This is a genomic window from Cryobacterium sp. Hh11 (genome assembly GCF_004404045.1).
GTDB lineage: Bacteria > Actinomycetota > Actinomycetes > Actinomycetales > Microbacteriaceae > Cryobacterium > Cryobacterium levicorallinum.
The window spans coordinates 61,817-75,584 of sequence record NZ_SOHF01000028.1 but is presented as its reverse complement, the minus strand read 5'-3'; the positions used below and the strand labels follow the sequence as shown (position 1 = coordinate 75,584).

Annotated in this window: 9 protein-coding genes; 3 read left to right on the top strand and 6 right to left on the bottom strand. The window is 66.1% G+C overall.

Features of this window, described 5'->3' with window-relative positions; all coding sequences use genetic code 11:
- Positions 1-111: 111 nt before the first annotated feature.
- The 3 genes from E3T46_RS14285 to E3T46_RS14275 all read right to left on the bottom strand — a co-directional run bounded on the left by E3T46_RS14285 (position 112) and on the right by E3T46_RS14275 (position 6,874).
- On the bottom strand, positions 112-1,356 hold the full coding sequence (locus E3T46_RS14285; RefSeq protein ID WP_241980786.1) for an MFS transporter: 1,245 nt from the start codon (positions 1,354-1,356) through the stop codon (positions 112-114).
- 287 nt (positions 1,357-1,643) lie between these two features.
- Positions 1,644-5,336, bottom strand: a complete 3,693-nt coding sequence (locus E3T46_RS14280) for a S8 family serine peptidase (RefSeq protein WP_241980785.1) — start codon at positions 5,334-5,336, stop codon at positions 1,644-1,646.
- A 323-nt stretch (positions 5,337-5,659) separates the two neighbouring features.
- On the bottom strand, positions 5,660-6,874 hold the full coding sequence (locus E3T46_RS14275) for an NADP-dependent isocitrate dehydrogenase (RefSeq protein ID WP_134441125.1): 1,215 nt from the start codon (positions 6,872-6,874) through the stop codon (positions 5,660-5,662).
- Positions 6,875-7,033: 159 nt separating this feature from the next.
- Between E3T46_RS14275 and E3T46_RS14270 the strand changes: the two genes are divergently transcribed.
- Together E3T46_RS14270 and E3T46_RS14265 are read left to right on the top strand one after the other, a co-directional pair.
- The gene (locus E3T46_RS14270) at positions 7,034-7,486 is read left to right on the top strand and encodes a GNAT family N-acetyltransferase (protein ID WP_134579046.1); all 453 of its coding nucleotides are present in this window, start codon (positions 7,034-7,036) and stop codon (positions 7,484-7,486) included.
- Positions 7,486-7,830, top strand: a complete 345-nt coding sequence (locus E3T46_RS14265) for an MGMT family protein (protein WP_092449618.1) — start codon at positions 7,486-7,488, stop codon at positions 7,828-7,830. The genes E3T46_RS14270 and E3T46_RS14265 overlap by 1 nt, the downstream gene beginning before the upstream one ends.
- Before the next feature lie 108 nt (positions 7,831-7,938).
- Here E3T46_RS14265 and E3T46_RS14260 read toward each other — a convergent pair whose 3' ends face one another.
- From E3T46_RS14260 to E3T46_RS14250, 3 genes are all read right to left on the bottom strand, one after another.
- Entirely contained in the window at positions 7,939-8,433 is a 495-nt protein-coding gene (locus tag E3T46_RS14260) for a hypothetical protein (RefSeq protein WP_134579045.1), read from the bottom strand.
- A gap of 268 nt (positions 8,434-8,701) precedes the next feature.
- Entirely contained in the window at positions 8,702-10,507 is a 1,806-nt protein-coding gene (locus E3T46_RS14255; RefSeq protein ID WP_134579044.1) for an ABC transporter ATP-binding protein, read from the bottom strand.
- The gene (locus tag E3T46_RS14250) at positions 10,504-12,366 is read right to left on the bottom strand and encodes an ABC transporter ATP-binding protein (protein ID WP_092449612.1); all 1,863 of its coding nucleotides are present in this window, start codon (positions 12,364-12,366) and stop codon (positions 10,504-10,506) included. The genes E3T46_RS14255 and E3T46_RS14250 overlap by 4 nt, the downstream gene beginning before the upstream one ends.
- A 571-nt stretch (positions 12,367-12,937) precedes the next feature.
- On the opposite strand from E3T46_RS14250, the gene E3T46_RS14245 reads away from it, so the two are divergent.
- The gene (locus E3T46_RS14245) at positions 12,938-13,627 is read left to right on the top strand and encodes a VTT domain-containing protein (protein ID WP_092449610.1); all 690 of its coding nucleotides are present in this window, start codon (positions 12,938-12,940) and stop codon (positions 13,625-13,627) included.
- Positions 13,628-13,768 lie beyond the last annotated feature (141 nt).

Here is a 13,768-nt window from a genome sequence, read left to right as displayed (position 1 = left end):
CCACCGACGCCGTGCGAGCGCCCCGCAATCATGCGGAAGTTCGGCGTGCGGCATTGGCCTGTCCTGAATAAGCCACCCGCGCGTGACCGACCTGACGCCGCCCCATCGGACTCAGGCGGCGACGCGGCGCTCGGACGGCATCCGCAGCGCATAGGCGGCGGCGATCAGCAGGAACACGGCGCCGACGGCAAATCCGGCCGAGAACGAAAAGGCGTCGACGAGCAGGCCGGCAACCAGCGGACCGACGATCGCACCGGCATCCGCGCACATGGAGAACATCGAGACCGGGCGGCCCCCGCGCGCGCCGGCCGCATCGCCGACCGCCGCGGCGGGAGCGGTGCCCATGAAGGCGGCGGCGACCCCGTAGACGCAGAGCAGCGCGCCGAGCACCCAGATGTTCGGCGCAAACGAGATGGCAACGATCGCGAGCCCGGCCACAGCGAATGCCCCGATAATGGCCGGTTTACGGCCGACGGTGTCGACAAACCGGGCCGCCGGAGCGAGCGCGAGCGCCTGGGCGACGGCTGCGGCAGCCAACGCGATCCCGGTCCACGAACTCGTCCCCCCGAGCACGACGACCACGAACAGTGGAATGAGGGTGGTGCGCACCCCGAGCGAGGTCCAGCCCTGCGCGAAATTCGCGAGGCAGGCCGCGCGAAAGCGCTCGTCCCGCAGCACGGTGCGAAACGGCGTGCGCACAGCGGATGCGTCGGCGCCGGCCAGCGCGCTGCCCCGGCCGCCCGAGCGCAACAGGAACAGCCCGACCAGGCCGGCCACGGTGAGGGTTCCGGCGTAGAAGAAGAAAGGTGCGGTCAGCGAGATGGTCGCGAGCAGACTGCCGATCGCCGGGCCGGCCATGCCACCGATGAGGAATCCGCCCTGGTAGAAGCCGATCGCGCGGGCCCGGCGGCCCGGTTCGGCCGTGCGCAGCAACAGCGTCATGGCCGACACGGAGAACATGGCGGAGCCGATGCCGCCGGCCCCGCGCAACAGCAACAGTTGCAGGTAGCTGTCGGCCGCCCCGACCAGTCCGCTCGAGAGTGCGACAATGCCGATTCCGACGGCGAGCACGGTTCGTTCCCCAGCCCAGTCGATCAGGCGACCACAGGCCGGGCTGAACACGAACCGCATGAGAGCGAAGGCCGAGACAACCGCGCCGACCTCGAGGTTGCCGACACCGAAGCTCTGCACGTAGACCGGCAGCACCGGCACGACGACGCCGAAGCCCACCATTACAAAGAAGGCGATGACGCCGAGCACGATCACGTCGCGGTTCAGCCGCGGTTTCGGGCTGACGCCCGGTTCGGGTACAGCGGATGCCCGGAGTCGCCCCCGCATCCATCCCGCCAGTCGCATCCCTCCAGCCTAAACTGCCCAGCCTCGAAACCCGTTCCCGGCCCGGGCCCACCTTAGGGAAGCGGGCCCATGATCCATCATGGGCCCCGTTTCCGGGCCCGGGCCCGGAAAGCACCGGAGCGGGAGCAACGCGGAAGTACGAGTGGGGGCGACTGATGCTTGATCAGTCGCCCCACGTCGCCGGGCCCACCTTAGGGAAGCGGGCCCATGATCCATCATGGGCCCGGTTTCCGGGCCCGGGCCCCGTCCAGATTGCGGTTAGGGACCGGGCACCACTGCCGCGGGGGCTACCGCACGATCAGCAGCGAGCGCGACGCGCTCTTCGCGGCCGCGACCAGGTCGTTGCCGGCGTACTGCCCGGCGACCTTGTAGAGGCCACGGCTGAGCTTCGGCAGCGTCACGCTGCCGCGCCCGTTCTCATCGAGCGCCACCGTGAAGCGGCGCGTGTCGACCGTGATGGTGGCAGTGTCGCCCACTTCACCCTTGCTGGTGACCGTGATCGACGCGGTGACGCGACTGGAGAAGAACACGGCTCGGTGGTTGAGGCTCACCGCCACCTTCGCGGCGTACTTCAGCACGACCCCGGCCGAGGTCGCCGTTGCGCTGGCCCCGTCCGGCACCGACGCAGTGACCAGCACGGTCAGTGTCGTTCCGGCGAGCGCCGCCGTCGGCTTGAACGTCGCCGAAGTCGCGCCGGCGATGTCGACGCCGTCGCTCTGCCACTGGAAGCCGAAGGTCAAACCCGCGGTGGTCCACTGGCCGGGGTCAGCCGTCAGCACCGAACCAATCTCGGGCGTGCCCGAAATGCTCGGCGCCACCGTGTTCAGTACCGGTTCGCTGCCTTCGCTCGCCGCGATGGCGAGAACCGTTGACGCCGAGCTGTCGCCATAGTCGACCACGCCCAGATACGGCGTGTTCGGCACCAGGCCGGCCCAGCTCAGCGCGTACGTGATTGGCACACCCTGCGGCCCCTGAATCGTCGGCGGCGTCGCCGCGAACCCGTTCGTGGGCTCGCCAGACGAAACCGAAAACGTGTTCACGTCAAACGCGGTCGTGCCCGAGAAGACGTCCACGATGACCTGATAGAAGCCGGCCTCCGGGTCGCTTAGGTCGACATGCTCATCGGCGGATCCGGTGGCCGACTGCCAGCCGGCGATCGGGTTGCCACCCGGGCCGTCGAGCAGCAGCACGAACAGGTCGAGGTCGGAAGAATCATCCACGGCGTTCAGGTCGAACCGAGCCAGCCGGTCGCCCTGAATCTCCACCTCGTAGGCGAACTGGTCGCCGGTCGTGCCCGCATCGGTGTGCGGGCTGGACGGGTCGTCGGCGTTGTTCTGGTGTACCCCGTTGGCCAGGCCGCTGAGGTTCAGCGCCACCGGCTCCGACCCGCCGGGGGCGACGGTCACATCGACCGTGCCGTCCACGCCGGCGCCAGCCACCTCGGTCGGGGCGATGACGGTGACCGGACGAACCGCGATCGGGCTGTGCACGATGGAGAAGAAGTCGCCAGGGTCACCCGAGCCGCCATCGCCGTAGCCCCAGTCCAGCGAGCCGGTGGCGAAGACGTCGAGCGGGGCATCCGTTCTGGTGAACGTCACCGTGTAGCTCTGCGTCTCACCGACGCTCGCGAACGTCATCTCGGCTGGAGAAACGACCGCATCAATGCCGGCAATCTCGATCGGAGTGGCGGTGTAGGTGCCGACCTGGACGGCCGTCACCGTGCGGGTGATCGTCTCCGGCGCCGTGAGGGCACCGATCTGGATCGACGCCAGGTTCAGGTTGCTCGCGTCTATCGGCGCAACGCCGGCATCGAACCCGATCCCCTGCAGGTAGGCCAGCCAATCGGCCGGACCACTCTGGTAGATCAGCCCTGGAAAGTCCATTGCCGACGGGGTGACTTCTCCGGCACCCTGCGCGAACGGGTCGGTCACGCGCACACCGGCGGAATCGACGGTGTCCAGCGCGGTCGTCATCATGACCGACTTGATCTCGGCGGGCGTCGCGAGCGGCCGCACCCCGAGATAGAGCGCGGCCAGGCCGGCGATGTGCGGGCTGGCCATCGAGGTGCCGGAGAGGAACTGGAACGTCGGGTCTTCCCCGGCCGCGTTGGCACCGTCGGCGAGAATTCCCACGCCGGGGGCCGCGATATCGGGCTTGAGCAGGTCACCGCCGTCGGCCAGCAACGGTCCACGCGAGGAGAATCCGGCAACCTGCGGCACCGGAGTCTGCTCGGCCGTCGTGTTGTCCGGAGTGAACGTGACCGTCGCACCGCCGGTCGCCGAGTAGGCGAAGATCGGGTCGAAGGCTGGCGCATCGAGGTGGATGCTCGGCACCGAGTGCTCGTCCGGGTCGACGTCGAGCGGGGTGCGGTTGACCAGCACCATTCCGCTGCCGCCGGCCCGCAGAACCTCGGCCGATTTGGCGACCCGGTCGTAGACGCCGCGCTCACAGAACACGATCGCGCCGGCCACCTTCGCCGTATCGAGCGAGTTCGGCGCGCAGAGCAGCGCGTCGGCCGGCTCGAAACCGTCGACCGACACGAGATCAGCCCGCACCAGAGCACCCGACAGCGGCGTCGCTCCCGGCGTACGGTCCACGGTGATCGACGCTCCGGCGTAGGCCGAACCGTTGCCAAGGGTGGCCGTGGCTTCGAAGGCCGGAATGGTGCTCGCCGCGACCGTGGTGATCCATGGGGCGACGTTGTCGACGGTCGACGGGCCAGGGCCGGCGTTTCCAGCGGATGCCGCCACAAAGATTCCCGCCGCCGCAGCTCCCAGAAATGCCTGGTCAAACGGCGAAAAAGTGGTTTGAGCCGGGCTGCCGCCGATTGAGAAGTTGATCACGTCGACGCCATCGGCGATCGCCTGGTCGAGGGCTGCCAGAATGTCGGAGCCGGCGCAGCCGTCATCATCCGCTGTCGTGGCATCGGGGCCGGACCAGCACACCTTGTAGGCCGCGATTTTCGCGGCCGGAGCGACACCTGAGATGGAACCGAAGTCGACGCCGTTGACGTTGGCGGCGACCTCGAAGTTGCCGCCGGCGGTGCTCGCCGTGTGCGAACCGTGCCCGTCGCCGTCGCGCGGGGAGACGTACTCGCCGGTCGCGGCCGTGCCGATCTGGTCGGCGCCGAACCCGTCGAGGTAGTACCGCGCACTGACGATCTTGGTGCTGCAGTCGCTCGCAGCGAACTGCTCGCCGGTCTGGCAGGTGCCGGTGAAGGTGCTGCCGTCGGCCTTGTTCATGGTGATCGTGTCACCGTCGAGCCACGGCTCGTCGCCGGGCGTTGTGCCGAGCGCGTCGCCGGCGAATGACGGGTTTTCCGGCGCGATTCCTGAGTCGAGCACCCCGATCACCACGCCCTTGCCGGCTTTGCTCGGGCCACCCAGCTTGGACCAGACCCCGGTCGGGCCGCTCAACCGCAAATAGTCGGTCGACGACTCGGCGGTCAGGTGCAGGAGGGTGTCGGGAACCACCGACACCACGTTCTTCTTCGCGGCGAGCGCCGCCGCCTGCTTACCGCTGAGCTCTGCCGAGAATCCGTTGAGCCCGAACGTGTACGACGCCCCCACTGTGGCGTCAACGGATGCCGCCAGTTCACTCTGCAGGCGAGTCAGGTAGTCCCGGTAGGTTTCGGCCGAGCGACTCTGCGCGTCGAGTTTGGCGCCCAGGCCCGGCATCGTCGCCGAGAACCCGTTGACTCCGCCGCGATACAGGGCGACAGCATCGTCACTCAGGGTCACAATGTAACGGCCCGCGGTGAAGTCCATCCGCTGCCCGCTGGGCGAGCCGATGCTTCCGGCGAGGCCGGTTGCGGCTGACGCTGCCAGCGCGGGCGGAGCCCCGCCGACGAGTGTTGATGCGCCCACCAGGGCAAGGGTGACGGCGGCGGCGATTGTGGCGCGGCGGCGTGTGCGAGATGTTGACGCTGGCTTCAGCGCAGCATCCGGCGACGACATCGTGCGCCTGAAGAAAGAACTCACGTGGGTGTCCAATCCGATAAGGGTGCGAGGTGGTCTCGTTCCACAACAGAAACAAAAACTGTTCCGATGCACAGTTCGCTCGTGACCGTAGCGCGCTCGGCGACCCCCGGATAGGGGCAGTCCCCAGGTCCCGCAGGCGGGGAGTCTGGGTCAGCTCTGCACGACCTCCGACGTTTCCCAGGCGGCCGGCGCACTCGCCGGCTGACGCACCGCCGGCTCACCACCAGCGCGCAGATTCGGGTACCGCAGCGGGTCGGCATCCACTCGTGTACGCAAAAAGGACCCCGACCGAAAACGGTCGAGGTCCTTTGGGCTGGTGCGGGTTACGCCAGGCGGGTCTGCAGGTTCTCAGCGAGCGAGGCGAGGAATTCCTCGGTGGTCTGGTACGTCTGGTCCGGGCCGACCAGGAGTGCGAGGTCCTTGGTCATCTTGCCGCTCTCGACGGTCTTGATGACGACGTCTTCGAGGGTCAGGGCGAACTCAGCCAGGGCCGCGTTATTGTCGAGCTTGGCGCGGTGCGACAGGCCACGGGTCCAGGCGTAGATCGACGCGATCGGGTTGGTCGAGGTGGGCTTGCCGAGCTGGTGCTGGCGGTAGTGACGCGTGACGGTACCGTGGGCGGCTTCAGCTTCGACGATCTTGCCGTCGGGGGTGGAGAGCACGCTGGTCATCAGGCCGAGCGAGCCGAAGCCCTGAGCGACGGTGTCGGACTGAACGTCGCCGTCGTAGTTCTTGCAGGCCCAGAGGTAGCCGCCCTCCCACTTCATGGCCGAGGCGACCATGTCGTCGATGAGGCGGTGCTCGTAGCTGAGGCCGGCCGCTTCGTACGCCGTCTTGAACTCGGCGTCGAAGATGTCCTGGAAGATGTCCTTGAACCGACCGTCGTAGGCCTTGAGGATGGTGTTCTTGGTCGAGAGAAAGACCGGCACGTTGCGCTCGAGGCCGTAAGCCAGGGTGGCGCGGGCGAAGTCGGTGATCGACGAGTCGAGGTTGTACATGCCCATGGCGACGCCGTCGCCCGGGGCCTCGAACACCTCGAACGTGGACGGCTCGCTGCCGTCCTGCGGGGTGAAGGTCATGCTGAGCGTGCCCTTGCCCTTGAACCGAAAGTTGGTGGCCTTGTACTGGTCGCCGTAAGCGTGACGGCTAATGATGATCGGCTTGTTCCAGCCCGGCACGAGGCGCGGGATGTTGGAGATGACGATCGGCTCGCGGAAGATGGTGCCGCCGAGGATGTTGCGAATCGTGCCGTTCGGCGAGAGCCACATCTTCTTGAGGCCGAATTCTTCAACCCGCGCTTCGTCGGGCGTGATGGTCGCGCACTTCACGCCGACGCCGTGCTTCTGAATGGCGTGGGCCGCGTCGATCGTGATCTGGTCGTTGGTTTCGTCGCGCTTCTGAATGGAGAGGTCGTAGTACTCGAGGTCGATATCGAGGTACGGGTGAATGAGCGTTTCTTTGATGGCATGCCAGATGATGCGGGTCATCTCGTCGCCATCGAGCTCGACTACTGTTCCCTCAACCTTGATCTTCGACAAAAATATCTCCTCTTTATTCAGTGTGGCCGTCACGACCACCCTCGAGCTTACTAGAGGCCGGCAACTATCTTGACATCGAGATAAATTTGCGAGGTGAATTGCGGGGGCCAAACGCCCTCTCGACTACCGGCTACCCCGGACGCACGTTAGCCTGAACACATGGGTGAGCTGAAGCTGGAAGAATTATCCGCACGAAACATCGTCGCGGCCAACAATCTGAGCCTCAAGCCTGGCCAGGAACAATTCATTGCACCGGTCTCGTATTCGGTCGCCGCCTCGGTGATCAACCCGGCCACCTCGTGGCAGCGCGTGGTACTTCTCGACGGCGTCGTCGCTGGTTTCATCCACGGCAACTTCGACCCGAACTCCGAGCACGAAGAATTTCGCGCCTGCATCTGGCGCATCAACGTCAACGCGGAGACTCAGGGTCAGGGTGTCGGCAAGTTCGCCGCTGAAGCCCTCGCCGCTGAAGCCCGTGATCGCGGCTTCGACCACGTCAACGTCATCTGGGAGCCGGGCGCCGACGGCCCGGAGGCCTTCTTCCACCGGCTCGGTTTCGTCGATGTCGGCGAAACCCAGTTCGGCGAGGTCATCGGCTCCCTGCAGCTCTAATTTCTTTAGTGAGTGGGCCCGAGGACTTCGTCTCCCGGGTGCTCGGCGTGGTCGATTCGATCCCACCGGGTCGGGTGATGACCTACGGCGGCGTGGCCGCGCAGCTCGGTTCCCGCGCCGCCCGTGCCGTCGGCCAGGTAATGGCCCGCTACGGTTCCGACGTGGCCTGGTGGCGGGTGATTCGCGCCAGCGGGCATCCGCCGATCGGTCATGCGGCCCAGGCGCTGCCGCACTACGAAGCCGAGCACACGCCGTTGCTGCGGTCTGCCGCTGCCAGCACCATCGAAGCGGATGCCGCCTACCGCGTCGATTACCGCGCCGCGCGCTGGTCACCGCCCACGTAGCGTGCTCGATTGCCGCGCCGCGCGCTCGGCTCAATCACAGCGGTCGCCGCGCACATAACGGTGCCGGGCCCCAATCCTGGCCCGGCACCGGCATCTCGCGTTGAACCTTCAGCCTTGGTTGGTGACGCCCTGCTGCGAGGCCTGGGCACCCTGGATCAGACAATCACCGCCGAGAAACTCGCCGCCGCCTGGCGGGTGCTTCTGATGGAGGTACCGGGGATGGATACCGAGCATGCCTACAAACGGGCCAGACGGGTGCGCGTCGAACCAAAAGATGCCTCCGGCGCTCCCACCTGCGACGATCAGATCAGCAACTGGGTGACTGCGGTTCGCGCCGACCCACCAGACAAATGTGCTTGCGGCGGCCGTTCCGACAAGAACACCGCCTGCCATTCCGGCCAGCCTTCTCCGCCACCACTCCACAGTGACAGCAACGAGCTGAGCGTCGGGAACGTGAACCACGAGCGGCAAAACACGGTGCGCCAGTTTGCCCAGCACTCCGTCGCTCGCAGCAACAGCCGCCGCCGCCGCCGCAACGATTGCGATCGCCACCAGTGTGCACGTCGTCAACTTGGTTAAATCGATCAACGAGAAAGTGCTCATATCTGTATGCCTATGTATGAAGTTACGTCGTGTCGAGCTAATACAAACTTCACGACATAATCGTCATGTCGCCAGACGCATCTCCGAAACCCATCAATACCTCGGCCTCCTGCCCGACGAGTCCCGCCCTGCTCGACTACACAAATTGCCCGGCTTCGCGAGGCGCGGGAGCCCTGGCCGGACCCGAAGACCCGCGCATTGGCGCAACCGTAGCGCGGCACAAACTCGTTGGCCGGGGCGACGAGGAGGCTCGTCGCCCCGGAGGCCCTTACACCAGGGAGTCGCGCCAGGCGGCGTGCATCGTCGCGAAGCGGCCGGTCCCCGAGATGAGGTCGTTCGGGGTGCCGTCTTCCACGATGCGGCCGTGTTCCATCACGAGTACCCGGTCGGCGATCGCGACCGTCGACAGCCGGTGCGCGATGATCACGGCCGTGCGATCGGCCAGAAGAGTCTGCAGCGCCTCCTGCACGAGCCGTTCACTGGGAATGTCGAGCGACGACGTGGCCTCATCGAGGATGAGCACCGCCGGGTTCGCCAGAAAAGCCCGCGCAAACGAAATCAGCTGGCGCTGACCGGCCGACACCCGCCCGCCGCGTTTGTTCACGTCGGTGTCGTACCCGTTCGGCAGGCTCTCAATGAAGTCGTGAGCACCGACGGCGGCCGCGGCGGCGCGAATTTCTGTCGCCGACGCATCCGGTTTGCCGATGGCGATATTCTCGGCGACCGAACCACTGAACAGGTAGGCCTCCTGGGTGACCATGACGATCGCCCGGCGCAGGTCCTTGGGGTGCAGGTCGCGCAGGTCGACGTCGTCGAGCCGCACCCGGCCATCCGTTGGATCGTAGAAGCGGCTCATCAACTTGGCGAGGGTGGATTTGCCGGCTCCGGTCGATCCGACCAGGGCGATGGTCTGCCCGGCCGGAATGTCGAGGTCGAAGTGCGGGAGAATCTCCCGATCGACCTGGTAAGCGAACTGCACATTGTCGAATCGCACCCGCCCGCGAGCCTCCCAGAGGTCGACCGGGGCGACCGGATCGGGCACGCCCGGGCGCTCCTCGAGCACACCCGAGATCTTTTCGAGCGCCGCCGCAGCAGACTGATAGGAGTTGTAGAACATCGCCATCTCCTCCATCGGATCGAAGAACCGGCGGGTGTAGAGCAGCGTCGCGAGCAGCGCGCCGATGGCCAGCTGGCCATCGGCCACCCGAAAACCGCCGACGAGCAGCACGGCCGCGACCGTCACGTTACCGATCAGCACGAGCCCCGGATCAAACACTCCAAACAGCTGAATCACGCGCGCGTTGACCATACGGTAGCTTTCGACGAGTTTGCCGAACACCGTTTCGTTGTGCTTTTCGGTGCGAAACGCCTTCACCGCGCGAATGCCGGTCATGGTCTCGACGAAGGTCACGATCAGGCTCGCCGAGGCGACCCGGGACTGTCGAAACAGGCTCTGCGAGCGCACTTGGAACCAGCGGGTGAGAATGACCAGCGGCAGCAGCGCGCCGAGCAGTACGAGTCCGCTGGTGCCGTCGAGCAGCACGAGAGCGATCGCGGTGAACGACATATAGAGGATGCCCTGTACCAGCTGGTTGATGCCGGAGTCGAGCAGCTCCCGAATGGCGTCGAGGTCGCTGGTCTGGCGCGAGATGATGCGGCCCGAGGTGTACGACTCGTGAAAATCCAGGCTGAGCTTCTGGGTGTGCAGGAACACCCGCTTGCGCAGGTCGATCAGCACGGCCTGGCTCACCCGGGCGCTCAACACTGTGTACCAGGCGATGAGCAGCGCGCCGAGCACCCCGGCGACGAGATAGATGGCGCCGGTCGCGGCGAGCGGCATCCAGTCTTGCTTGAGCAATGCGGGCAAGCCGCGGTCGATGCCGAACGCGATCAGCGCCGGGCCGGACACCTGGGCGGCGGTCGAGAAGACCACGACCAGCATGGCAAGCACGACCTTGGCGCGCACCGGAAACAGCAACGAGCCAAGCAGCCGCAGCGAACGAGCCCGAATCTGTTTGCTTTCGGCCCTGGTGAAGTCGTGGCGTTCCTCGCCCTTGACGCCGCTGACACTCACAGCGATCCTCCCGCTCGGTTCGATTCTCTGCGTTCTTCGTCTTCGAGGCTGGAGATGACGAAGGTGTAGTGCGGGCTGGTGCGCAGCAGCTCCGAGTGCGTGCCGACCGCGGTGATACGGCCGTTCTCGAGCAGCGCCACCCGGTCGGCGAGCATGACCGTCGACGGACGGTGCGCCACGATGAGCGCCGTGGTGTCGACGAGCACCTCGCGCAGTGCGTTCTCCACGAGCGACTCGGTGTTCACATCGAGCGCCGACAGGGGGTCATCCAAAATCAGAACGGATGGCCGCGCCGCGACCGCGCGCGCCAGCGCCAGGCGCTGCCGTTGCCCGCCGGACAGGCTCATGCCCTCCTCGCCGACCAGGGTGTCCACGCCGAGCGGCAGGTCGTGCACGAAACCGGCCTGCGCGATCTGCAGGGCCTGCGCGAGCGCGGCATCCGCTTCGGGAGTGTTTTCGGACAGGTCGGCACGCCCGAGCAGAACGTTGTCCCGGACGGATGCCGAGAACAACGTCGCATCCTCGAATGCCATGGCTAGGTGGCTGCGCAACTCCTCGCGACTGAGCGCCCTCACGTCGACGCCGTCGAGCGTCACAGCGCCCGCGGTCACGTCATACAGGCGGGTCGTGAGCGCGGTCAGGGTGCTCTTTCCGGAGCCGGTGAGCCCGACCAGCGCCATGGTCTCCCCCGGTTCGAGCACGAGGTCGATGCCGTCGAGCAGGTCGGGAAAGCGCTCCGGCGAATCCGGGTAGCGAAAGTGCACGTTCTCGAAGGCGAGTCGGCCGAGCGGCGCGGCCAGGGTGGACGGCTTGTCGGGGTCGGTGATCTCGTTCGGGGTGTCGAGAATGTCAAAGAATCGGTCGGTTGCGGTGCGCGAGTCGAAGGTCATCGACAGCAGAAACCCGATCGACTCCACCGGAAACCGCAGCACGGTTGCGGTGGCGAAGAACGCCAGCAGTTCGCCGCCGCTGAGGTCGCCCTGGCTGGTGAGCCAAACGCCGGTCACGAGGCATAGCGCGAATGCCACGTCGGGCACGAGCAGCAGCCAGAGCCAAATTCCGGCGATGGCGCGTGCCTTCTCGATCTCGGTTCCGCGCAGGCTTTCCGCCTGCGAGGCGAAGTTCTTCAGCGCGAACGAGCCGCGCCCGAACGCTTTCAGGACGCGAATGCCGTGCACCGACTCCTCGACGGCGGTCGCGAGGTCGCCGGCCTGATCCTGGCTGCGGCGCGCGATCACCGAGTATTTCTCCTCGAAGACGTAGCCGTAGATCCAGATCGGAATGGAACAGACGACGAAGATCACGCCGAGCAGCCAGTGCATCCAGAGCAGAATGGCGACGCCGACGACGATGGTGAGAAAGTTGACGACGAGCAGCACGAGTCCGAACGACACCCAGCGGCGAATGAGGTTGAGGTCGCTCACGGCCCGCGAGAGCAGCTGGCCGCTCGGCCAGCGATCGTGAAAACTCACCGGCAGGTCCTGCAGCCGGGCATAGAGGTGGTTGCGCATGCGCGCCTCGATGTGGGTGCCGGGGGTCAGCACAAACCAGCGGCGCAGGGCGATCATGATGGCCTCGAGCACACCGAGAGCGAGCACGATCCACACGGCCGGCCAGATCTGTGATGCGCTGTCGCCGTTGCCGACCCGGCTCAGCGGGCCGTCCACCAGCCAGGCCAGAACCTGTGGGATGGCCAGGGCTACGAGACCGGCGAGCAGCGCAGCCACCATACCGAGGTAGATGCGCGGCAGGGCCGGCTTGGCGTAGGGGTAGAGCCGTTGCAGGCTGCGGAACGTGTTGGCCCGGCCTGCGGGGACGTCTGCTTCGGACGGCGGTACGAGTGGAGCGGTGGTGGTCATGGTCCAGTCCTGATGATGATGCGGCTGCGCCCCCTGAATTTCAGAGTGGGCGGTGCAGCGAATGACTGTGGTCGCCAGACCGAACAGTACCGGCGACAGGAAAATTGCAAACGACGACACTTATCGGCGCTACAAACGCGTCAGCGGGGCGCCCAGCGGCCGTGATGAGTGGATGCTGACGGGACAAGATCGATGCCGGCGTCGGCACCAGGCCGAGCGCGACGAGAAGGTGGCTAGTCGACGAGGGACGCAGTTGCGGCGGGGACGGGGGCACCGGCGCCAAAGTGAGCGCCGTCGTTCGCAATCAGTGCGAGCGTGATCGGTGCTGTCTTTGTCATGTCTGCCTCCTGGGCGCCTGAAAGTTATGTGTGTCTCATGCCCCCCGGATCAGGCAGCCTTCCAGAATATGGGAACCCGGGGGCGGAAGGCAAGGATTTTCTGGTGCGGCAGCATCCACTTGCCCCGCGTCGCCCACTCGGCAATTCACAGGCGGGTGTCCCGTAGTCTGGGTGCAACGTCTATCGCGGGCATGCCAATTTCTGTGCCATCGCGAGTCCTGGAAGGATTCTTCATGCTGCCCACCCTGTTCGGAATCGATTTTCTCGACTCTGAGTGGCTGATCCATTCGTTTGGGTCGTTCGTGCTTCTGGGCGTTGCCGTGGTTGTGTTCGTCGAGACCGGCTTCATCGTACTGTCGTTCCTGCCGGGTGATTCGCTGCTGTTCACGGTGGGGTTGCTCACCGCGACCGGGGTGGTGCCGCTGCCGATCTGGGTGACCTGTCTGGTCGTATTCGTGGCAGCGTTCGCCGGCGATCAGCTCGCCTATGTCATCGGCCGAAAAGCGGGGCCAGCGGTCTTTTCGCGGGAGAAGAACCGATTCTTCAACCCGAAGAACGTCGAGCGCACCAACGCCTTCTTCGCCAAGCACGGCGGCAAGTCGATCATTTTGGCCCGTTTTCTGCCCATATTTCGGGCCTTCGTGCCGGTCGCTGCCGGCGTCGGCAAGATGCGCTACCGCAGCTTCGTGACCTACAACGCGATCGGTGCCTTCGCCTGGGGCGTCGGCCTCACCCTGGTCGGCTACTTCCTCGGCCAGTTCGCATTCGTCGCCAAGTACTCCGAGTTCTTCATCATCGGCATCATTCTGCTCTCCGGCATTCCTATTCTCACGGAGCTGGCCAAGGCTGCCCGCACGACGCTCAAGGAGCGCCGGGCTGCCGCGCGGGTACTACCGACCATCCCGGCCGACCTGCGCGAGTAGTCGCCGGCGGCGCCGTCCGCAGGCCCGTTCGTGGCCGGAACCCGCGCCGCGCCCGTGGCCGCGCCCGATATCGGCAGTCGCTACGGTAACCGGCGTAGCGGCCACCCGTTTCCGGCGCAGTCCTGAAAACACCCAGAGGCT